Raw genomic sequence first — 23047 nt, forward strand, 5'->3', positions numbered from 1 at the left:
CCGGGCCTTCAGCCCTCCGGCGCGGCCTCGTCGTCCTCCGGCTCCGGGTCGGCCGTCCAGGCGGTGGCGAAGGCGGCCAGGTGCTGGGCCTCCGCGAACGCCATCACCGTCACCGGCGGGGTCGACCATGCGCCGGTCCCGGGGTGGGATCGCGTTCGGCCGAAGCCCTCCGCCTTCGGTGGCGGGAAATCCGGATCAGGTCTCCCTAAGCCCGGGCTTGGCGCCGGGTTCGAACGTGAACGTGACGCCGGCCTCCTCCAGCACCTGCCGCACCACCCTAAGCGTGTCGGGGCGAGGCTTGATGGAAGACGTCGCGTCCTCAAGGCGCACGATGGTCGAGACGGACACCCTCGCCCGTCGAGCCAACTCGTCCTTTGACAGGCCGGTGACGCCACGCGCACCACGGATCTGGGCCGGCGTGACGATCGGCTCCCCGTCGTCCGATGCGTAGGTCGCCCCCCCGGATGCACCCTTAGAGAAACCGTAGCGGTTCCGTCCGGGTACGCTGAGGCAAACCCCAACCCATTCCCGCACCGAACCGTCATGGTCGAGGATCGGCACCCCGCGCGCATTGAACCAGCGGTAGATGCCGTCGGCGCACAGCACCCGGTAATCCGTGTTGTACGGGGTGGCGTGCGAGACCGCGGTCGACCACGCCGCCGCCGTGCGATCGCGGTCGTCGGCATGGATGGCGTCGAGCCAGCCCTGCCCGCTCATCTCCAGGTGGCTCTGGCCCGTGAGCGCCTGCCATTGCGGCATCTCCAGGGGCTCGCCGTCCGGTCCGTTGATCCAAAACACCGCCGCGGTCGCGCTCAGAAGGGCGTTGAAGCGGGCGTGACGCTGCTCCATCGACGTGACGCTGTCGTGTCGTCCCGTGACGTCGAACACCACGCCCATGCCCTGGTTCGGCCTGCCGTCCGGGTCGAGCATCACCTCGGCACGGTGGAGGATCCAGCGCTTCGTGCGGTCCGGGCGGATGATCCGGAACTCCCGCGTGATCGGCTGCCCGCTGCGCAGCACGGAGATCTGGTCGCCATGGGCAGCCCGGTCGTCGGGGTGGATCAGATCCAGGCCGATCCCGAAGCTCATCTCCTGTGCCGGATCGAGGCCAAGGATGCGATAAAGCCCGACCGAGGCTTCCACCCGGTCCTTGCGCATGTCGGCGGTCCAGAAGCCGACGTCGCCCATGTCCTCGACCAGCTTCAGGAGGTTCCTTGAGGAGAAGGCAGGCGAGGTGGGTGGCACCGCTTCGCCCTCTGACTGCGTCAGGCGCATCAACGAACGCGTCGGCATCCCCCCTCCTTGCCCGTCACGGCGGAAATGGACGTTTTCGTCTGATCGAAGCGTCATCGACGCCTATGATAAGACGTTTATGTCGAGCAGTTTCATCCGGTATCGGGCAGCAGGCTCACTTGACGACTTGGATCGATTGCCGAAGCGTTCAATCTAGCCCTATCTAGGGGATGCGCGCGCTTCTGATTTTGGCATCGCTTGCCTTGGCCTTGATCTATTATCAGAGCCAGGATGCTGGCTCAGACCCGTCCCCGGACGCTGCGGTCCAGCCTGAGCATTCCGAACGAGCGAAGCAGCGGGAAGAGGCTATCGCGCGCCGACGATCCGTAGCGAAGCTGGCAGCCGAACGTTCGAAGGTGGCAGTTCCCATCATCGAGGGCGCGCTAACGGAACTTACCGCAAAAGGGGTAACACGCGCCGACCTGAAGGCTCACTTCTACGAAGAGATAGAGGAAGCGGTTTGCGACGCTCCGGAGTGTCGCGAGGATTAGCGGCCCGCCCGCCCTGCGCGTCGGTTCGATTCGAGACTTGACGGTCCCAGCCCGTCGGCGATCAAAAGCCCTCGGTCCATCGTTGGGTACGCGTTCGACCGGGCCGTCACCGCGGCCAATGGCGACGGCCAGGCCACGATCCTCGCAGTCGGCCCGCCACGGCCACCGTAGGTAACGGCAGCCGGACCAGGTGGGCCCGGGGTGCCGAACTCACCGGAGCGTCATCTCACCCTGAAGCCATCCCTGGAGGATGGCGAACTGGACGATTTGCGCACGGCTGTTGATGCCCAACCTGCAGCAGGCCCGGGCCTTCTGGGCTTCCACGGCCTTCGAGGTCACCCCCACGCGGCCGGCGATCTCCTTGCTGGTGTAACCGTAGGCGACGAAGCGAAGGATCTCGCTTTCACGTGCCGTGATCGAGTTCTGGGCCTCGTCCGACGGCACAGCGACGACGCGTCCACGGCCGACACCGTGCCCCGGCAGGAGCGGGTCGACATAGGTTCCTCCGGACCGGACCGCCTGGACGGCCTGGACGATGTTGAGGAATGCCGAGCGTTTGAGGACGTACCCTCCCGCGCCGGCCTCGAAGGCCTGGTCGACGTAGACCCGGCTTTCGTAGACGCTCAGGATGATGGCCCGGCTCGGGCTTCCGCGTTCGACGAGCTTACGGATCACCGTGACCCCGTTCATGTCGGGCATGGCAAGGTCCAGGATGGCGATGTCCGGCACGAGTTCGGTCACCGCCTGCACGGCCGTCGTTCCGGTGTCCACCGAGGCGACGATCTCAACCTCGCCCGTGCCGGCGAGAAGGTCGGCGACCCCGTGGCGGAACACGGGATGATCGTCCGCGAGGACGACGCGGATCGCAGCACGGTCAGGCATGGTGGGGGGCATCAATGGTGAGGTGGACCCGCGCTATCACGGAAGTCCCTTGGCCGGGCGAGGATTCCAGTTCCAGGGTGCCCCCGACCAGGGACATGCGTTCGCGCATCCCGATCAACCCGAGCTTGCCCTGGGATACGAGCGAGAGGGTGGACGCCTCGTCGGCCTCGAATCCCACACCGTCGTCGTCGACTGTCAACGTGAGATGACCCGGGCTAAACAGGAGCACGAACGAGGCATAGCTTGGTCGACCGGCGTGCTTGGCCACGTTCGTGAGCGCCTCCTGGCTCAGGCGATAGAGCGTGATGGCGTGCTCGGCCGGCAAGGGGACCTCCTCCCCGCAGACCTGCATCTCGGTCCCGATGCCCGTCGCACGGCTCCATTCGTCCACCAGGTAGCGCAGGGCCGTAACGAAGCCGAACTCGTCGAGGGCAGCGGGACGCAGCGCCAGGGTCACCCGCCTCAGGGCCTCGCCGACGTCCTGTGCCTGCCCGAGGAGGCCGTCGAGCTCGTTTTGTGCCGCGGTGGTGCCCATCAGATGCGGCAGGAGACGTCTCAGCCCGAAGTTCAGCGCAACAAGGTGTTGGCCCGCATGGTCGTGAAGGTCGCGCGCGAGCCGGCGCCGTTCGTCCTGGCCGGCGCGGTACAATCGCGCCAGGACCTCGTCCCGTTCCCGTTCCGCCGACACACGGGCGACCGCGTCGGCCTCCATCCGGACGAGCAATGCCTCTCGTTCCCGCATCAGGGACTGCAATTGCAGCGTCCGTCGCCTGCGCTCCTGCATGATGCGGCGGGCATCGTGGAGCTTGGCGGCCAGTAACCGGAACCGCCGGTCGAGGGCCGGCGCATCGAGGTGGAGCAGGACCAGCGCGTGCCCCTCGAACCCATGCAGTCTCGCGCGCATGCCGTGGCAGGAATGCCGATCCAACCCGCCGTCGCCCCTTTGGAGGAACAGGACGCCGGGCAAGGTCGCGGCGGTGGAGGCGCAGCGGTCGACGTAACGCAGGAACTCGTCGCGGACGGCTCCTTGGACGGGGAGGGAGCAGCCGACTTCGAGCCCTGGCAGGGCCTCGCGGGCCATTGCGTTGGCCGCCTCGACCTCGCCCATGCGTCGGACCAGGAGCATGGGGGACGGGACGAACTCGAAGAGGGTGTCGAAGTCGGACCTAGGCGTCGGCCTTCCCGAAGTAGGCCTGTCCCCCGTCGTCAGGAGCGTCGGGATCGAGATCGATGACGATCCGACAGCCATGGGCGCCGCGGGCGATGGTGTCTGCGAGCGTAACCCGTCCATAGCCCTGGCTCTCCGCAACCATGTGGCCGAATACGTGTGAGGTCACCATGCACATCGACGGGGAATCCTTCGCCAGGTCGCCGAAGGGACACCGCCGGTTGCCGAGCACGATGCGCTCGGCCGTCTCCTCGATGACGTAGAAGTCGCCTCCGAGGCGTCGCTTGAGGTCGATCAGCGCCCCTATGGTCGCCTTGAGGTCCAGCCTGGAGGTCCCTGCTGCACGAAGGTATTCCGCCTCGATCTCCTCCGAGATCGCCAGTCCCACCAAGTTGATGAACCCGCTGGTCTCCCGGCTTCCGACCGTGTCTTCGAGGGTGCTGTTGAGGACCCTGACGACCATCCCGAGAAAGCGCTCGCGGTCGATGCCTATCTGCGCTTGGTCGAAAGCCGTTATGTCAACCGCTCGATGCTCCATCGACTCAGTCCTCCGCGCAGATATGAATCACATTATTGTGCGGAATCACTAAATTGACAATCGAATAGAAATACTTCTGGACTGAAATCTGTCATTCCAGTCGCCGGAAACAGGGATGCCATCAAATGGTGGGATTCCACGCATTTATCCTACCGCTCCCGGAAGCTACGGCTGAACTGGTCCTGGATCGGTTTGACGAGATAGGACAGGGCTGTGCGCTCCTCGGTGGCGACATGGACCTCGACCGGCATGCCGGGCACCAGGCGCTTCCCAATCCCGAGGCGGCTCATCTCCCCGGCGTCGAGCTCGACGTATCCGACGTAGAAGGCGTCGTCCTTGGCGCTCTTGGACGTCGAGGGTGACACGTAGACGAGTTGCCCCTTCAGTTCCGGGGTCGTGCGCTGGTTGAACGCAGTGAACCGAACCCTCGCCACCCGGCCTACGCCGACCTGGTCGATGCTGGACGGGGCGACGTGAATCTCGATCTTCAGCCGCGCGTCCTCCGGAACCACGGTCGCCAGCACGTCGGCCGGGGTGATGACGCCGCCGACCGTGAAGGTCTTCAGCTCGTGCAGGATGCCGGTGACGGGCGAGCGGATCTCCGTCCGGGTCAGTCGGTCCTCCAGGGCGATCCGACGGTTGCCCAGTTCCGCGAGCTTGGCGTCCACGGTGCCGAGCTCGCGCTGCGCCTCCGTGCGCGCGGTGTCGGTGACCGCGAGGAGTTGCACCCGGATCTCGCTCGCCCGCACCTTCGCCCGGGCAATCGAGGCTTCGAGCGAGCCCTGCTCCCCGGACAGCCGATGGCGGTCCCGGTTGATGGGAAGGAACTTCGATCCCTCGAAGAGCTGCTTGTCGACCAGTCCCTGCAGCTTGCCGTGCTCGCTGGTCAGGATGACGAGCTCATCACGCTTGGCGTCCCTCTGCTTCACAAGTCCCGCTACCTCCTCGGTGACCTGTCCGATCTGGAGTTCAAGCTGCTGACGCTGGCTGTCCCGGCTGGCGAGGTTGCCCTTGAAGAGGCGCATCTCGCCGTCGACGATGGCCTTCGTCTCGGGGTCCACGCCGGCCAGGGACAGCGGGAAGCTCATGGTGCGCAGCCCGTCCCGCTCGGCGAGGAGGCGGGCCTTCTTGGCGGCGAGCTCGACCAGCTGTCCCCGCACGATGGCGAGCTCGGCCCGCGTCTGGGCGTCGTCGATCCGGATGAGGACCTGATCGGCCGTTACGGCCTGCCCGTCACGGACCAGGATGGCGCCGACGACGCCGCCGTCCCGGTGCTGGACCGCCTTGGCATGGTGGTCCACCGTGACGGAGCCCGGCGCCATGATCGCGCCGTTCAGGTCCGTCGTCGCGGCCCATCCCCCGGCCCCGACCACCAGGGCGATCACGAGGGAAAACCCGAAGGCGATGCGGGGTACCACCGAGAAGGAAGGCTCCTTCCGGTGGTCGATCTCGGCAAGGGACTTTGGGCGGTGGGATCCGACGGCTTGGGTGCTCATGGTCCGGTACCTCTTACGGCGGGATCAGGTGACGGGTGTGGTGGGGGTCGATGCAGCTTGGTGGACCGGGCCTTCGATGAAGAGCAGGGTGTGGTGCCCGTCGAGGACGATGGTCGTCTCGAACGTGTCGTCACGGTCGAGGTCGGCCGAGATGACGGTCACGTCGCCCTCGCCGAGGAGGGCGGACCTGTATCGGATGCCCGACACGGTGCCATCGTTGCGCTCCATCGCATCCGCCAGGGAGTTGCCCCCGGTGCCGCCGCCAGCCTCGAACAGCGACCAGTTGAGGAGGTCGACGTGGTCCCCGACCGAGAAATCGGTGATCTCGACCGCACGGGTCGGTTCCCGCGCTCCCAACCGGGAGAGGAACTCGTAGGCATCGTTCCCGCCGCCGCCCGTGAGCACCACGTCGTCGTCCCCGATGACGAAGCAATCGTCACCCGACCCGGCCACGATGCGCTCGATCGATTCCACTTGGTCCTCGCCGAGCTCGGTGCCCGACACCACGTGATTGACGAGGTCGACGAGCAGGTTCCCGGTCGCCCCGCCGAGGTCGAGGGTATCGGAGCCCTCGCCGCCGTCGATGCGGTCGTCGTCGCCGTCCATGGCCAGGACGATCCGGTCGTCCCCTGCGCCCGAGCGGACGGTATCGTGCCCGGCCCCGTCGAGGATCGTGTCCTGACCTCCGCCTCCGTCCAGGACATCGTCCCCCGAACGACCCACGAGACGGTCGTCGCCGTCGCCTCCGGAGAGGCTGTCGCCACCGGTGCTACCGAGGAGAACGTCGGCCCCGGACCCGCCAACCACCGCCTCCACGCCCGCGACGTGATCCTGCCCCGTCTCCACGCCGACCGAGGTGCCCAGGATGAGGTCGACGGTCACGCCGGAATGCGCCGCCGAAAGGTCGAGGGTGTCCTGGCCTTCACCGCCATCGAAGCTGTCGGCCTCGCCATCGGAGGATGCCGTGATGACGTCGTCGCCGGCGCCGCCGAGCACGACGTCCGAACCGGTTCCGTCGAGAAGGGTATCGGCGCCCGATCCGCCATCGAGACGGTCGTCACCGGCACCACCGGATATGCGGTCCTGCCCCATGCCGCCCAGGAGCGTGTCGCCACCGGAGCTTCCTGAGAGGACGTCGTCGCCCGAGCCACCCAGCACCACCTCGACCGATGCGACGGCGTCGGTGCCGATGTCGCGCCCGACCGCGGTCCCGGCCATCAGGTCGACCACGACGCCCGAGGTCGTGGCGGTCAGGTCGAGGGTGTCCTCGCCGGACCCGCCGTCGAAGCGGTCGGCATCGGCGTCGGTCGCGACGATCAGGACGTCGTCACCGCCGCCCCCCAGGACCGTGTCGGACCCGGTGCCGTCCGACAGGACATCGTAATCCGCGTCGCCGTCAAGGAGGTCGTTTCCGGCGCCTCCCGCAAGATGATCTCGCCCGACGCCGCCGAAGAGGTCGTTGGGGCCCGCATCGCCGCCGATGACGTCGGCGCCAGATCCACCACGCACCACCTCCACGGAAACCAACTGGTCACGACCGATCTCGGCACCGACGGCCGTCCCTGCCGCCAAGTCGACCGTGACGCCGGACGTCGTGGCGGTGAGGTCGAGGGTATCCCGACCAAGCCCGCCATCGAAGAGGTCGTCATCCCCGTCCAGCGCGGCGACGATGACGTCATCCCCCTCCTGCCCCAGGACGATGTCGCGGCCGGAACCGTCCAAGAGGACGTCGTCGCCTTCCCCGCCCTCCAGGCGGTCGTCGCCGGCACCTCCGGACACCACGTCCCGACCGAGGCCGCCGAACGCCAGGTCGTTGCCCTCGCCTCCGTCCAGGCGGTCGTCGCCGGCACCGCCGAACAGCATGTCGCTCCCGGTAGAGCCTATCAGGATGTCGTTGCCGTACCCGCCATCCAGGAGGTCGTCGCCGGCATCGCCGAAGAGGATATCGTCGCCTTCCTCGCCGAAGATGCGGTCGTTGCCGGTCCCTCCGGACACGACATCCGCGCCCGAACCGGCGAAAATGACGTCGTCGCCGGCCGCGCCGAGGATGGTGTCGTCCCCGGCGCCCCCGACGATGTGGTCGTCGCCCAGGCCACCATCGATCAGGTCCGAACCGGCACGGGCGTCGATGATGTCGTTACCGGCGCCGCCGTCGATGGCATCCGCGCAGAGGGTGCCGAGGATGATGTCGTCGCCGCTCGAACCGGTCACCTGATTGCGCTCGACGACGTTGAAGCTGGCCGTCTGGGCGATGGAGAATTCTCCGTCCGTCACCTCGTACGTGATGGTGACCGGACCGACCGCGTCACCGTCGAAGATCCATCCGTCCCCGTCCGGGGACAGCGCCCCCGAGGAAACCGAGACGTTGCGGACCGACAGCACGTCGCCGTCGGGATCCCGAACGTTGCGGAGGAGGTCCGTCATCGCGATGGCGAGGAGGGCGCAACCCGTCGTGTTCGCCAGGAGAACGGGCCCCGACGAGATCGGGGCGCGGTTGCGTCGCCCGTCCGTTCCACCCTTTTCATCCTCCAGCGGCAGGTTGTCATTGGGGGGAACGGTACTGCCACCACCCGTATTGCGGGGTCCGTCGGCGGGTTGGCCCACGCCACCGGCGGGATTCGCCGCATGTTCTCGGCCGGCATCCCGTCCAGGTCCGTTGGAATGCTCGGATGTGGGCGACCCGCCCTTCTCGGTGGACGATACGGGTTCGTCGACGCCGTTCCCCGAATGCGGACCGTTTTCGCCTTGCCCGGCATCCGATGGCCTTTCGTCCCGGCCGCCACCGCCACCGCCACCGCCTCCACCGCCACCAGAGGCAGCTCCGCGGTTGTCGTTCTCCGGCGTCGGGATGACCGGGGATGCCTTGAAGTCGTTGAGGTTCGGCTGGGGATCGGGCTTCGCGAACTGAAGGGTTTTGGTGCGGAGAAAGGCCGGGAAATCGTACTCCGAGGCCGGCGCCTCGGACCCGGGTGCCACCCCGGACGTTCCGGCGAGGCGGCCATCGGGCTCCCTGGCGGCCGGTTCTTGATCCGAGGGTGTCAGGGCGACCAGCTTCGGGCCGGGCTTCGGCTGCGGCTCCACATCCGCGACCTCGGCCTCGGCATGCACCGGGGTATTGAACAGAGACTTCAGGTACGCGGCCAACGATGCGACGGCCAGCGCCAGGTAGTACGGCGTCCCCGACTTCGCGTTGGTGCCTTGGGCATCGTATTTCGTGGTCTCGTCCGGACGGGATGTCCTGGTCTTGGTGCCCTTCGTCTCGATCATCATGCCGTCACCCGCTCCACGGAGGAGCGCTCCCTTGCGACCTTGCCGAGGACGGCTTCCTTGGGACCGAAGGCGGTCATCTTGCCGTCCTGGATGACCGCGATGACGTCGACGGCGGCGAGCACGCTCGGACGGTGGGCGATGACCACGGCGATGCCACCCCGGGCGCGGACGCCGAGGATCGCGGCCGCCAGGGCAGCCTCGCCCTCACCGTCGAGGTTGGAGTTGGGCTCGTCGAGCACGAGCAGGAAGGGACTACCGTACAGCGCACGGGCGAGGCCGATACGCTGGCGCTGTCCGCCCGAGAGCGCGGTGCCGAACGGACCGAGCTCGGTGCGGTAACCGTCGGGCATCCGCAGGATCATCTCGTGCACGCCCGCTGCGCGGGCTGCCGCCACCACGAGGGCGGGATCGGCGCTTTCCGCGAGGCGGGAGATGTTCTCCTCCACCGTGGCGTCCATCAGGCAGACCTCCTGCGGCAGGTAGCCGATGATGCGGCCGAGGCTTTCCTCGTCCCACTGGGGGAGATCGGCGCCGTCGAGGCGCACGCCGCCGCGCAGGACCGGCCAGATGCCGGTGAGCGCCCGGCTGAGGGTGGTCTTGCCGCCGCCGCTCGGGCCGATGACGCCGAGAGCCTGGCCGGCGTTGAGCTCGAAACCGACGTCCGACAGCAGCACCCGACCGGATCCCGGCGCCGCGACGGTGACCGAGTTGACCCGCAGGGACGATAGCGGCATCGGCAGCGGCATCGGACGGTCGATGCCGGACAGGGCGACGAGCGTCTCCTTGAGGCGACCAAAGGCGGTGCGGGCCACCGAGATGGCCTTCCAGTTGCCAACGGTCTGGTCGATGGGCGCCAGGGCGCGGGCGGAGGTGATCGAGGCCGCGATGATGGCTCCGGCCGAGAGCTCGCCGCCGATGACGAGGTAGGCGCCGAGGCCGAGCACGGCCGACTGCAGGATCATGCGTAGCACCCGCGAGATCGCGCCGAACGTCCCGGCGATGTCCGTGGTTCGGGTCTGGAGTTCGAGGTGCTCGTTGTTGGCCAGGCGATACCGGTCCACCGCCCGTTCCGAGAACCCCATCGCCTTCAGGACGTCGGCGTTGCGTGCGTTCGAATCGCCGATGGCGTTGCGCGCCACTACGGCCTGCTGGGTCGCCCCGGTCCACCGGCGGGTCATCAGTTCCGTCAGGATGGTGAGGAACGTGAGCAGGACGGCGCCCGCAATGGTCAACATGCCGAGCCAGGGGTGCAGCATGTAGACGAACACGAGGAAGACCGGCGTCCAGGGCAGGTCGAAGAGCGCCACTAAGCCCGGGCTTCCGAGGAAGCCGCGGACCGTATCGACGTCGCGGCTGCGTTCCATCGATTCCGCCGCCGAGAACCCGAAGCGCGGCATGTCGATGGAGACGCGCTGGGCGAGCGGGGCGATGCGGCGGTCGAGCTGCGCCCCGATCCGGACGAGGATCTGTTGGCGCAGGACGTCGAACATGCCCTGGAATAGGTAGAGGCCGATGGCGAGCGTCGACAGGCCGACGAGTGTCGGCAGGCTGCCGCTCGGGAGGGCGCGGTCGTAGACCTGCAGCATGTAGAACGAGCCGGTCAGGGCGAGGACGTTGATGATGCCCGACATCCCGAAGAGGAAGACGAACGGCATCCCGAAATGACGGGTGAGCCGCTCGACGCTTCTTTTCTTGGCGAGTTGCTTCTGGTCCTTGGTGCGCATGACGAGTTCCCCCGGCGGCCGGATGGAGGGGTCGGGCCCCTAAGCGGGGCCCGACGGACGTCAGAGCGTGAAGTCCGCCGCCGTTGCGGCAGGCGTTCCCTTGATCGCGAACTTGAACTCGGGCGCCGCATCGCCACCCGTGTTCCCGGCGACGATGGTGTAGTCGCCGTCGGCCCGGCTCTCCTGGGTGACGAGCAGCTGCCCGACACCGGTGAAGGCCGCCCCGGTCGCGAGCGTGAACGCCTGGTTCCCGGCCACGCCCTGGTTCGCGTCGATGCCGCTGAGGTCGATCCTGTCGCCGGGCTGGAAGCTCGCGATGGTGTCGCCGTTGGCCGCGGCGGCCGACTGGAAGTGGTAGATGTCGGCGCCCAGGCCGCCATCCATCACGTTCACGGCGTCGCTCGCCGTGATGTGGTCGTCGCCGGAGCCGGTCACGATGTTCTCGACGCCCCAGAGGGTGTCGGACCCGGATTGGGCGCTGGTGACGCTGCCGCGCCCGGCGAGGCCGGTACCGAGGTTGGCCGTGATGTTGGCGGTGATCGCCGACATGTCGAGCGTGTCGCTGCCGGTGCCGCCGCCGACCTCGTCGCCCCAGTAGCTGTCGTTGCCGTCACCCACCTCGGCGACGAAGAGGTCGTCGCCGTCCCCGCCGATGACGGCATCGTTGCCGGCGCCCGCGGTCACGAGGTCGTTGCCGGCCCCGGCGAGGATGCGGTCCGCGCCGCCGTCGCCGTAGAGCATGTCGTCGCCGGCGCCGGCGAGGATGTCGTCGTCACCGGCCCCGCCGAAGACCACGTCGCGCCCGGCACCGGCATCGACGAAGTCGTTCCCGTCGCCACCGCGGATCACGTCGGCCCCGTCGGCGGCAAAGATGTTGTCGTCGCCGGACAGCCCTAGGATCGTGTCGGCGCCGGAAGTCCCGGATAGGACATCATCGCCCGCGGTACCGTCCACCAAGCTTGCCGGAAGTTCGGCCGGTGGCGTCGCTGTCCCGCCGCCGGTCGTGCCTCCGACCGTTCCACCGCCGGTGGTAGCGCCTCCCGTGGTGCCGCCCTGGTGACCATCGTCTCCGTTCTCGGCCACGTCGGTGCCGTCGTCGTCATCGGACGAATGGCCCCCGGTCCCATGATCGTTCCCGGAGCCGTTTCCTGAGGTTCCTCCAGTCGTGCCGCCTGAGCCCGTGCCGGACCCGGCGCCATTGCCCGAAGCGCCCCCGGCCGTGCCACCGGCACCCGCACCGTTTCCGGTCGTTCCACCAGACCCCGTCCCAGACCCCGTCCCAGAGCCTGCTTGGGTGCCGGTTCCGTCATCCGCACCGGTGCTTCCGCCGGTTGTGCCACCGGTTCCGGTGTCATCGCCGGTGCCGGTACCCGTGCCGCCCCCGCCGACACCGGTGCCATCATTGGTGCCCGTGCCCGTTCCGGTTCCCACGTCGGTTCCAGTGCCCGCACCGGTTCCACCGCCGGGCTGCGCGTCCTCGTTGCTGACTGCGAAGATGTCCTCCTGCAGGCCGGTCAACCCGGTATTGCGGGTGACGATGTCGGAGAAGGTCTGACCGTCGACCTGGTTCTGGTAGAAGTCGAAGTTGTCGAATCGGTCGAGGTAGTAGAACCGGTCACCCTCCTGGAGGCGGTCGAGCTGCTCGTGCAATACGACCCAGAAGGTTTGCCCGACGACCCCGTCGTTGATGTGCTTCTCGGCCAAGCCGCCGACCCAGAGGTCGACGCGGTCGATGCCGGACACGACCTTGGTCCCGTCGGGCCCGTCATGGAGAACGATGTCCGGGTTGGCGGTCACGAAGGCCGCCCGCTCCCCGGCCGTCGTCAGGACGAGGTCCGGATAGGCTTCCTTGAACTGCGCGATGACGGTATCGCTCAAGCCGTTCCGTGCCTGGAAGTCCGACCAGGACGCGTAGGGGCGGAGATCGCCGGCGAAGCCCACCGCCTCGTGGACGTACGGATCCGCAGAGGCCTGAAGGTCGGCGCGGACCTGGTTCAGGGTTCCCAGGCCGACATCGCGGCCGCGAGCCACGTTGAAGGCGAAGAGGTCGGCGTTGATCCGCACGAGGTCGTTGCGCACGGCGTCGACGATGTTGAAGTCGACTTCCTCGGCCTGTTGCGTGGCGACGCCGGCGAGGATGGCGTTCGCGCCGAGCTGGGCATAGCCCGGCTGAGGCACGTAACCGGGAGGAAGGGGAGCCGTGAAGGCGCCGGCATCGTTCGTCGGGTTGAGGAAGGCGTCGACGAGTTGCACCTGACGCGGCTGGCCATCCGGTCCCAAGACCGTCAGGCTTTCCCCGATGAGCGAATGCCCGACGCGGTAGACGGCGGAAGCGAACTCCTCGGAGATGCGCGCGTCCACGCTCGCATCGTAGCCGCCGAAGCCATGCGAGCCGTTGCCCTTCATGCCGCCGATGAGGTGGTCGGCGAACTCGGTGAAGATGACGCGCTGGTACTCCGCCTCGTTGATCATCTTGGCGGCCTGGAAGACCTCCTCCGGCGTACCCTGGAAGCCCGACTCGACGAGGTTGTCGACGTGGAAGTTGTGGTTGCGCGCCCAGATCGTATGCATCGCCGTCAGGGAGACGTTCTCGTTCGCCCGGCCGTCGCCGGCCACGAAGTGGTCCAGCAGGTTCACGAAGGGGTTCGTGTCGAGGAGCAGGGCGTTCCCGCTGCCCATGAAGTTCGCCGCCATGGCGCTGACGATGCCGGGGTCGAACGCGCCGGTTGCCGGATCGACGAGGGTTCCCGCCGCATGTCCCGGTGTCGCGAAGTTCGAGTAGTAGTCTCGGAAACTGATCGAGCCGCCGGGCAGGGAGGGATCGTGGAAAATCGTGTTAGCCTCCCAATGGTGCTGGATCAGGGCACGCAGGGTCGGGAGCAGGTTGAAGGCGGGATCGGACGGGTCCGGCAGCCCGGCCAGCAGGTGGGCGCCCACGCCCTGGTGGCCATCGCTCTCGCGCAGGAACTGTCCGACGAGCTCGTGCGAGCCGTAGGCCTGGTTCTGGTCGACGAAGGGCGAGGTCTTGTTGAGGTGTTGCGGGACGCCGTTCGCATCGATTGAGGACACCTCACCGCGGGTGAGATCGACCGGGTTGTCGCTCGTGGGACTACGTACTGAGCCCGGACCGCCGATCTCCACGGTCCCGTTCGCGGACGACTTCGGCAGGAAGTCGAGGCCGTGGTCGAAATACTGGCCGAACGCCATGAAGAAGATGTTCGCACCATTCGCCTGGTGCGGAAGATCGGCTTCCTGGGTGCCCAGCACGTTGCTGATGGCGCGTGGATCGAGCCCGGTGAACAGCGGGTTGAGGGCGTTGTTGCCCGTGGCCGGGTCGAAGGCCCCGTAATGGGCTTCGGTAAGCCGGATGAAGGGCTGGTCGGCCGCCCCGAACCCGGGATGCGTCAGGTTGTTGCCGACGCCCGAGAGTTCGCGCACGCCGGAGGCACCGTTGGCGTCGTCGTCACCCCCGGCGACGGCCTGCCCAGTGACGAGGGCCTTGATTCCGGCAAGGTCCGCCGGCGTGAGGGCGAACCCGCCGCCCGTGGCGGTCCCACCTCCGTTTGCGGTCCCGTCGCCGACGGTGCCGCCGCCAGGCTGAGTCCCGCCCGTCGCCGGGACGGTATCGAAGGTCGGCGTGCCGGAGCTCGCGAAGGTGATGCTGTGCGTGCCGCGCGTCAGGATCGTCATGCCGTTGGCCTGCGTCTCGACGTAGTCGGCCAGGGTTGTGCCCGGCGCGAGGTCGATGACGTCCTGCGGTCGTAGCGTTCCCACGATGGTGTCGGCGCCGCCGTTGGAATGGAATACGATCCGGTGGGCCGAGGTCAGGCCGGAGATGTCAACGGTGTCGTTCCCCTCCGTGCCATCGATGGTAACGGTGTTAAGGTTCAGGCTCGTCGTCGAGAAGTTACCGATCAGGAAGACGCTGTCACCGGCACCGGCGTTGGTCGGCGGGTTCGGCGACGATACGGTGGCCGTCCCGATCCGGATCTCCTCGATCTCCTGCAACTCCGCGATAATGGCGGCGGCCCCGGCACCGACGCTGCGGGTCACGACGATCTCGGTACCAGCGCTGAGGGTCGCGACGTTGTTGCCGGCGACCTGGCCCCAGGCGGCCGTCGTGTAGACCCGGAACGTCTCGGCGGCGCCCAGCGTCCCGTTGGCGACGAAGGTGTCGCCGACCGGTCCCTCGGTGCCCCCGTTGACGACGTCCCGCCCATCGGATGCGACGAGGGTGATGGGACCGAGCGCGACGCCGCCGTTCCAGGTGACGACATCGTCGCCGGCCCCGGCATTGACGACGTCGTTGCCCGTCCCGCCCTGGAGTGCGTCGTTGCCGGCCGCGCCGTTGATGACGTCGTTGCCAGCGCCGCCATCGACGAAGTCGTCGCCCGCCCCGGCATTGACGATGTCGTTGCCGCCGTTGCCCAGGATGCGGTCGGCGCCAGCCGTGCCGTTGATCGTGTTCCCGAGGCCGTTATCGACGATGTTGTCGCCCACCACGTCGGTCGGCGCCGAGACCACGCGCTCGGAGTAGCCACCCTGGTCGGTGAAGCTCACGGCGACCCGGACCAGGAAGCCGACCTGCGCCTGCTGCGGCGTGAAGTTCTGTCCCGTCGCCCCGGCGATGTTCGTCCAGGTGACCCCGTCCGCACCGAGGGACTGCCACTGGAAGGCAAAGGTGGTCGGCAGTCCGTTGAGGTCGGCGATGCCGGCGACGTTCGCCCGAAGCGCCGCTAGCTCCGTCGGAGAGGTGTCGTCAATGGTCGGTGCCCCGGTGGCCGGCACGTTGGTGAGGAAGACGCTCTGGTCGGCGAACTGGGCCCGCTCGATGTTGTGCAACGTATCGATGCCGTCGGAGAGCTTCAGGGTCGGGGTCACCGCGAACCCGGTGTGGCTGACCTGGAAGCTGCCGTCGCCGAGATTGGTCACCGTGTAGTTGGCACGCACGTCGGAGAAGATCGCCGTGTCGACGTCGGCTCCAGCGCCGGCATCGACGAGTTCGCGCACGATGTTAAGCTGCCCTGGGTTGACGGCCCGGGACATCAGCGCGGTCTGCAGGAGCATCCCGTCGAGATACAGGTCCTCGGGATCATGTGCGGCGAGGCCGGCGGGGGTCTTGTACATCTGACCCGCCAGGCTGTCGGCGGTCGCGATCTCCGTGCCGGCGGCGTCACGGATGCTGATCCTGATGTTGAGCCAACGGTCGCCGTCGATGATGTCGTTGCCGGCCTTGCCGTTGAAGGTGTCGCTGCCGGCGCCGCCGAGGAGGATGTCGCCACCGTTCTGGGGGTCGAAGACCGTGATGTCGGGAGCCAGGTCGGCGAAAGGCGTGGCGTCGACGCCCACGGTCTGTCCGCGCACGGCCCCGGGTGTCAGCTTGAGCAGGGCTTCCAAGCCGTCGATCAGGGCGACGTTCTGCGACAGCAGCATGCTGTCGGTCGCCGGGCCACCGACGATGCCTCCCGCCGGATCGCCGACCGCACCGGTTGGCTTCTCGGTGCCGATGAGGGTGTCGTCATGCTTCCAGCCCGAAGCGGCCTCGACGGCGTCGTTGCGGTCGCGAAGCGTCAGGGCCTGCTGGTTGACGAAGCGCGAGATGCCCAGATCGATGACGCCGTCGTTCGGGTCGCCCTTCTGGATCACCCAGTCGAAGCCCAGCATGCCGTTGTTGCGCTGGATGCCCGGTCCCTGAACCATGATGTCGTCGCCGGACTCGCCATCGTAGTCGGTATCGTTGCCCTGTCCGTTGAGGACGTCGTGGCCGATGATGATGCTGTTGAAGAACAGCTGCGAGTTCTCGCCCGACAGGCCATCGAAGCCTTCGCCGCCCTCGATCCAGTCGTTCCCCTCGTTGCCCATGAGGTTATCGGCGGCGCTGCCACCCAGGACGAAGTCGTCGCCGCGCCCCGCGAAGACCTCGACCGGATCCGTGGAGTGGGTGATGAAGTCCTTGCCGCCACCGCCGAACAGGATGTCGAGGCCCGGTCCGCTTGAGATGGCGTCGTTGCCCTCGCCTCCGCGGATGAATTCGTCGCCGAAGGGGTCCTCGATGACGTCGTCACCATCGCCGCCGAAGATCTGGTCGGACTCCATGCCGCCGTTGAGGTAGTCGTCGCCGCCGTCGCCCCAGAGGGTGTCAATGCCCTTGTCGCCGATGAGGATGTCGTTGCCTTCCGTGCCGCCCAACACCACGTGCTCGCCGCCGCTGAACTTGAGCATGCCGCCGTCGGCATGCCCGTCTCCGTCAACGTCGGCACCCGGGTCGAGACGAACCACCTTCGGGTCGAGGATCTGGAGCAGCAGGTCGTCCTGGGTCGGATCGTCGCCGACCTGCTTGACCTGGTTGAGCTCCAGTACGTGGTCGGCACGCCCGAACAAAGACCCGTTGAGGTGCGAGGATCCCTCGTCGCCAAGGTCGGTGTTACGCTGGACGAGGGCCGAGAAGGTGTTGGCCTCCAGCTCGTTGAGCAGGTTCATGCCCTGCGTACGGCTGAGATAGTAGAAGCGGTCGCCGTTCTGCAGGTTCTCCATCTGCGTCTCGAAGACGAAGTTGAAGGTATTGCCGAGCATCCCGCCGAATTCCATCTTCTCCTCGGCGAGACCGCCGATCCAGAAGTCGACGTCGTTCAGGCCGGAGTTGGCGGCGGTCCAGGCGCCCGTGCCGTTGAGGAAGTCGAGCCTGTCGGTCGGGGCCGAGATCGTGTGCGCCTCGTTCGCCGCGGTCGAGGGATCGTCCGGCACGTCCACGTTCACGCCGAACACCAACGCAGTCGCCGCGGCGCGCTTGCCGGCGAGGGTCGTCTCCTGAGTGATGAGGTCGTGGTCGCCGTATGCCGCGATGAAGTTGATCACCGAAACCGGGTTCTTGATGTTCTGCGCGAAGTCGATCCAGCTCGTGTAGGGCTTGAGCTTGGCGTCCGCCGTCATCGCGTAGAACTCGGCGCGGGCCTCGTTGAGGGTCGGCACGCCCTGTTCCCGGGACCGCGCGATGTTGAGCGTCGCCAGGTCGAGGGGGAGCCCCAGCAGGTTGTTGCGCAGGGCATCGACGATGAACTCGTCGATTTCGTTGCCGATCTGCCGTGTCATGCCGCGGATGATGGCGCCGGCGGCGGCCTCGGTGTCGACGCCGCTGGCTGTAAAGGCGAGCGGGTTCAGGAACGCCTCGATGAGGCCGAGTTCTTGGGTGCCGGCCACGGTCGTGTCGGCGTCGACCGGCTGCATGTCGAACCCGATGCGGTCGATGGTGTCCGTCAGCATCGAATGCCCGAACCGGTAGACGACATGCGCGAATTCGGCCGTGATGGCCGGATCGATGTCAGCGCTGTTCGTGAACACGAAGGGATCGACGTTGGGCTGGACCGTCCGTGCGAACTCCTCGAACACGAGGTGCTGGTACTGCATCTCGGTGACGAACTTGGCGGCCTGGAACAGGCGCTCGCCGTCCCATTGCAAGGCGGCCACGCCCTCCGGCGTGGTGGGGATGGCGTCGTTCGGACCCAGGTCGACCCTCAGCCACTCGTTGATGAAGGCGCGGTCACCCGAGGCGAGGATGGTCTGCTTGTTGGCCTCGACGAGGCGATTGTGCTCCGAGTGGAAGATGGTGTGGACCGCGGTGAGCCCGATGTTCTCGTTGCCGCGCCCGTCGCCGGTGATGAAGTGCCGGTCGAGAAGCTCGTTGTCGTAGGCGAGGTTCGCCCCGGTCTGAGGATTGAAATCGACCGCATTGCCGGTGAGCGCGTCCGCGTCGGCCGCCACCGCCCGCCCTTGAACGATGGGGTCCGCGGTATGGGCGATGTCGTCGAGGAAGGCGTGCCCCGTCATCACGGCGCCGGTCGTGCGGATGCCCTCCGCCGTTCCCTCCTTGAACCACGTGGTGGGATGGGTCGCATCGGGCTGCATCAGCATCTGCGCGTAGCCGTGGGCGCCCGGGATGAATTTGCCGTAGGGGTCGGTCATCAGGACGGGCACGTTGTGGATGTCCGTGTCGACGAGCTCGATGCCGAGCATGGCCTTGGCCTGGGCCTTGACCTCCGCCCAGTTGGCGATGGCCCTTCCGTCCGCGCCGCCGTTCAGCAGGTTCCCGGTCGCGATGGTGACCGGGTTGTCGATATTGTCCCCCGGTGTGATGTCGGCGCGGGTGTACTCGCGAAGGAAGACCTGATGCGAGGGATGCGAGGTGTAGGTCTGGTTCTGGTCGATCCAGGGCGTGGTGGTGTTCCTCGCGGTTACGATGTCGTCCGCCGTGCCGAGCACGCCGTCGGCGCCCGGCCCCGCAACGGGCGTGGCACGGGTCAGGACCATGAATTGCTGCGACGCCGGAAGGTCGTCGGCGTTCCCGAGCACCCCGTCGGCACCCGCGATCAGCGGGTCGTCCGGCATCAGCGGAACGATCACCGAGCCGTTGCCGCCCTTGGTGGCAAGGTCCAGGCCGTGGTCGAAGAACTGCCCGAACAAGGTCATCCAGCCATTGAAGGGCGGGGACAAGCCGATGTCGGGCGACTGGTTCGGGATGAATGCGATATCGGTGGCGGTCGGGATGTAGCCTTGAGGCGGTGAATCCCCACCGTGCGCATCGGCGTAGGCCGCCTGCGCGATGGGGTTCGCGAACCAGGCGGCGACGGCGGCCGGGTTGTGCGGGCTCATGTCAACGATGAGGTTGCTCGCCGTCCGGATGCTGGTGTCGACGACGGTGCCGGTCGCGCTGTATTCGTTGTTGATCACCAACCCGCCGGGTGCCGGACCATTCGTGTCGAACGAGCCCGTACCCGTGGTGTATTGGGCGGGCAGCAGGCGTGGAAACGGCTGGTCGGCCGCTCCGAGCAGGCTCTGACCCGGCAGGAGGTTGTTGTTGCTTCCGTCGACCGCCCGAAGACCCATCGGAAGCAGCGCGGCGTCCGGACCGATGATCTCCTGGAGGGTGCGAGTATTCCCCGGGGCCGCGTATTCCTCGGCGATGCGGATCTGGGCGAGGATCTGACGAAGGTCGTTGGTGTCGACCGTGAACGTGACAGACATGGCCGTCTCCTGAAGACATGAGGCTGCGGCAGGACGCACCTCGACGGGCGCCCCGGGGATCGTGGATGGGGGTATTCGCGGAGAGGCCGCCGCGTATGGGGCGGCCGAATCCCAGCCGAGGGCTAGGACGCTGGAGGGGGGAGCCGGTGAGGCGGAGTCACAATGACGATCGCGATCCGCGATGAAGAGTAGGACGCAGATCCTTTATGCGGTCCGGGGAGAATGTGGTGCGACCGCTCCGGATGACCGGGCGATGTCGTAATATTGCTCGTCATCGCAGGGACCTCGGCAAAACCGGGGGATCGAAGCGCTCGGCCGGTCTATGCTTGGCCGGTGACGGAACCTTGCACGGATCGCGTTCCACGCAATCGTGAATAATTCCTCAACGAACTAGGAAAAACCCACGTGTGAGGGTTTTTCCCTCAGCATTGACAATCTTTGACCGAGGTACGGCACCACACGCGCACGTCACATGAGATTGTCCTGCCCGATAATCAATCATTTATAGGTCTTTAAATACAAAAAATCAAAAAAGAATGATTTCAACGCATTATCGTTGGTGGAAAGATGGTTATTTGTAAAAAATGCACGGCCGAGTTATGGTTTTTCACTGAATTCCGTGTTGGGTGAAGAGCGTATTTCTGACAGCCTCCAGTTGCGAAACGGATGGCTGGGCCCGATCTTGGAGCGGGTCGACGCTTCTATACCACGTGCCTTCGAGACCGATGGATCGTATGCGGCAGCACGCCGGCGGAACTGAGGGGGTGCATGCCGATGTTCCTGTATATGCCCGATGACACCGCCGCCGAGAATTGGCTGATCGCGCTGTCGCGCGCGCATGACCTGCTGGAGTGGGGGCAATGCGAGGGGGTCGAGCTTCGCGATCTCATGCGGCTGGCGGCGCTTCAAGCCTCGGCATTCCGGTCATGATAAGCCAGGGAGCCGAACAAAGCCCGAGCCGGGACGCAAGGCTTGACGGCGCGGGAAACGCAACGCGACGGAACAGCGCCTCGGATACCGAGCGCCTCGCCACATTGTTCCGCTACGGCATTCTCGATACGCCCGGCGAGGAGGCGTTCGACGGCATCGTGCGCCTTGCGACCAAGCTATGCGGCACGCCGGTCGGCATGATTACCCTCGTCACCTCCGAACGGCAGTGGTTCAAGGCGCGGGTCGGCTTCGACGAGGTTGAGACGCCGCTGGACCGGTCGATCTGCGTCCATGCCTTGCCCGAGCCGACCCTGTTCGTCATTCCCGACTTGACCCGCGACGCGCGCACGATGGCGAACCCCGCCGTCACGGGCCCCTTGGCGATGCGCTTCTATGCGGCGGCGCCCCTGCGTACCGCTTCCGGCCATGGGCTCGGCACGCTCTGCGTCATCGATCGCGAGCCCCGTGAGACCGGCCTCACGCTGTCGCAGGCCGAGATCCTGGGTGCCTTGGGCGAACAGTGATCGGCCCCCACGAGGTGGTCCAAGGGTAAAGTTAGTGCACGGTGGGCCGCTCCGCCACGGGTAGCTTGGCCGGCGGAGCTGGTCTGGCAAGCGCAGCCGGCCAAGCGGAGAAGGCTGGCATGAACACCTCCGGGGCCGGCGGTCGGTATCCCAGAGAGGCATGCGGGCGCACGCCGTTGTAGTGACGTCGCCAGCTTTCGATGACGACCTGCGCTTCCCTGAGTGTGTAGAAGATCTCGCCGTTCAGGAGTTCGTCGCGAAGCCGTGCGTTGAAGCTTTCGACGTAGCCGTTCTCCCACGGTGAGCCTGGCGTAATGTAGGCCGACTTTGCTCCGACGCCGGTGATCCAAGCTTGGAGGGCCTTCGCAACGAACTCCGGGCCGTTATCCGAACGGATATGGCCAGGTACGCCACGCACGATGAACAGATCCGAGAGCACGTCGATGACGTCGGTTGCCTTCAGCTTGCGGGCGACCCGGATCGCCAGGCATTCGTGCGTGAACTCGTCGACCACGTTGAGCATCCGGATCTTGCGCCCGTCATGCGTGCGCGCCTCGACAAAGTCATACGACCACACGTGATTGCGGTGTTCCGGGCGAAGACGGACGCAGGAGCCGTCGTTGTCCCAGATCCGCCCTCGCTTGGGCTGTTTGGCTGGGACCTTCAGCCCCTCACGTCGCCAAATGCGCTCGACACGCTTGTCGTTGACGAACCATCCGGCCGCCTTCAGCAACGCACTGATCTTGCGGTAGCCGTAGCGCCCGTACTTCTCGGCCAACGCCACGAGATCGGCTGTCAGCGCCTCTTCATCATCGCGGCCCCGCGGCACTTTGCGCTGTGTCGAGCGATGCTGTCCGAGCGCCCGACAGGCACGGCGCTCGGAGATGTTCATCGTCAGCTGGATGTGCTCGACACAGGCGCGTCGGCGCGCGGGGCTCAGAAGTTTCCCCGGGACGCCTCCTGCAGGATCAGCTTGTCGAGGGTGAGATCGGCGACTGCCTTTCGAAGCCGAGCATTCTCGGTCTCAAGACTCTTCATCCGTCGAACTTGATCCGACTTCAGGCCGCCAAACTCACGCCGCCACCGGTAGTACGTCACCGAACTCACACCGAGCGCGCGGATTGCATCGGCCACGCTCTGGCCCTGTGAAATCAAAACGTCCGCCTGACGTAGCTTCGCGACGATCTCCTCGGGCTTCGGGTGCTTTGCCATCTCGTCCGTCCTCCAGGCTCAAAAGCCATACCAAAGGGCGGACCACTTCAATGGGGGCGGACCATACGAAGACGTGGGCATCCCGAAGCTTGCGGGAGATCTCGGCGTTCAAGGCATCGCCGGCCTCCATGTCACCGTCGAACCAGGTCTCGACCTCGTCTCGCTTCAACTGAGCGAGATGGATCTGCAGCTTCGCCTGCTGGGCCGCGTTCGCGTGGCTGTACGACACGAAGATACGGACCGTGGCCTTCTTCGGCTTGGCCTTCGGTGCGGTGGACTTCGTATGCCCTGGAGCACGCGAAAACGCCGCCCCTTTCGCAGGGGGCGGTATGATCTTGGCGGGACTGGCCCTGGTCCTGGCACGCATTCGAGCCCCCGATTGGCGGCTAAGCTCAGGAATGAAGTCGCTTGGCCACGGTTTGTTCCCTCCGCCGAGGTCTCCGTGCCCACAACCTCAAATCCTGATGGCCGAGGCGGCCGCAACCGGGCCGCCTGGTGCTG

Annotated in this window: 11 protein-coding genes; 2 read left to right on the forward strand and 9 right to left on the reverse strand. The window is 66.7% G+C overall.

Annotation, left to right across the window (positions count from 1 at the left end; all coding sequences use genetic code 11):
- Positions 1–195: 195 nt before the first annotated feature.
- The 8 genes from MFF13_RS22795 to MFF13_RS22830 all read right to left on the reverse strand — a co-directional run bounded on the left by MFF13_RS22795 (position 196) and on the right by MFF13_RS22830 (position 19880).
- On the reverse strand, positions 196–1293 hold the full coding sequence (locus tag MFF13_RS22795; protein WP_238272992.1) for a PAS domain-containing protein: 1098 nt from the start codon (positions 1291–1293) through the stop codon (positions 196–198).
- 701 nt (positions 1294–1994) lie between these two features.
- On the reverse strand, positions 1995–2618 hold the full coding sequence (locus MFF13_RS22800; protein WP_238272993.1) for a response regulator: 624 nt from the start codon (positions 2616–2618) through the stop codon (positions 1995–1997).
- A gap of 40 nt (positions 2619–2658) precedes the next feature.
- The gene (locus MFF13_RS22805) at positions 2659–3774 is read right to left on the reverse strand and encodes a sensor histidine kinase (RefSeq protein WP_238272994.1); all 1116 of its coding nucleotides are present in this window, start codon (positions 3772–3774) and stop codon (positions 2659–2661) included.
- Between the two features lie 58 nt (positions 3775–3832).
- Positions 3833–4372, reverse strand: coding sequence for a methanogen output domain 1-containing protein (locus MFF13_RS22810; protein ID WP_238272995.1), 540 nt, complete (start codon positions 4370–4372; stop codon positions 3833–3835).
- 149 nt (positions 4373–4521) lie between these two features.
- Positions 4522–5868, reverse strand: a complete 1347-nt coding sequence (locus MFF13_RS22815) for an HlyD family type I secretion periplasmic adaptor subunit (RefSeq protein ID WP_147829714.1) — start codon at positions 5866–5868, stop codon at positions 4522–4524.
- A 24-nt stretch (positions 5869–5892) separates the two neighbouring features.
- Positions 5893–9138 carry a calcium-binding protein gene (locus MFF13_RS22820; protein ID WP_238272996.1) on the reverse strand — a complete coding sequence of 1082 codons (3246 nt, stop codon included), beginning with the start codon at positions 9136–9138 and terminating at the stop codon, positions 5893–5895.
- Complete coding sequence (locus MFF13_RS22825) at positions 9135–10862, reverse strand: type I secretion system permease/ATPase (protein ID WP_238272997.1); 1728 nt, start codon at positions 10860–10862, stop codon at positions 9135–9137. The genes MFF13_RS22820 and MFF13_RS22825 overlap by 4 nt, the downstream gene beginning before the upstream one ends.
- A gap of 60 nt (positions 10863–10922) precedes the next feature.
- Complete coding sequence (locus MFF13_RS22830; protein WP_238272998.1) at positions 10923–19880, reverse strand: peroxidase family protein; 8958 nt, start codon at positions 19878–19880, stop codon at positions 10923–10925.
- A gap of 768 nt (positions 19881–20648) precedes the next feature.
- Between MFF13_RS22830 and MFF13_RS22835 the strand changes: the two genes are divergently transcribed.
- Complete coding sequence (locus MFF13_RS22835) at positions 20649–20810, forward strand: hypothetical protein (RefSeq protein ID WP_238272999.1); 162 nt, start codon at positions 20649–20651, stop codon at positions 20808–20810.
- 104 nt (positions 20811–20914) lie between these two features.
- Positions 20915–21334 (forward strand): GAF domain-containing protein, encoded by a 420-nt coding sequence (locus MFF13_RS22840; protein ID WP_238273000.1) that lies wholly within the window; start codon positions 20915–20917, stop codon positions 21332–21334.
- Between the two features lie 31 nt (positions 21335–21365).
- Here MFF13_RS22840 and MFF13_RS22845 read toward each other — a convergent pair.
- Positions 21366–22546 (reverse strand): IS3 family transposase gene (locus MFF13_RS22845; RefSeq protein WP_238273001.1). Its coding sequence is split into 2 segments (ribosomal slippage): positions 21366–22285 and positions 22285–22546, totalling 1182 coding nucleotides; the frame shifts between segments, so codons are not numbered across the junction.
- Positions 22547–23047: the final 501 nt, after the last annotated feature.

The organism is Methylobacterium cerastii, from assembly GCF_022179125.1.
In the GTDB taxonomy this organism is placed as follows: Bacteria; Pseudomonadota; Alphaproteobacteria; order Rhizobiales; family Beijerinckiaceae; genus Methylobacterium; species Methylobacterium cerastii.

Excerpts from the sequence above, each read along its gene's own strand:
- MFF13_RS22825 (WP_238272997.1), bottom strand. The coding sequence starts at position 10,862 with ATGCGCACCAAGGACCAGAAGCAACTCGCCAAGAAAAGAAGCGTCGAG.
- MFF13_RS22820 (WP_238272996.1), bottom strand. The coding sequence starts at position 9,138 with ATGATGATCGAGACGAAGGGCACCAAGACCAGGACATCCCGTCCGGAC.
- MFF13_RS22795 (WP_238272992.1), bottom strand. The coding sequence starts at position 1,293 with ATGCCGACGCGTTCGTTGATGCGCCTGACGCAGTCAGAGGGCGAAGCG.
- MFF13_RS22815 (WP_147829714.1), bottom strand. The coding sequence starts at position 5,868 with ATGAGCACCCAAGCCGTCGGATCCCACCGCCCAAAGTCCCTTGCCGAG.
- MFF13_RS22830 (WP_238272998.1), bottom strand. The coding sequence starts at position 19,880 with ATGTCTGTCACGTTCACGGTCGACACCAACGACCTTCGTCAGATCCTC.
- MFF13_RS22810 (WP_238272995.1), bottom strand. The coding sequence starts at position 4,372 with ATGGAGCATCGAGCGGTTGACATAACGGCTTTCGACCAAGCGCAGATA.
- MFF13_RS22835 (WP_238272999.1), top strand. The coding sequence starts at position 20,649 with ATGCCGATGTTCCTGTATATGCCCGATGACACCGCCGCCGAGAATTGG.
- MFF13_RS22805 (WP_238272994.1), bottom strand. The coding sequence starts at position 3,774 with ATGGGCGAGGTCGAGGCGGCCAACGCAATGGCCCGCGAGGCCCTGCCA.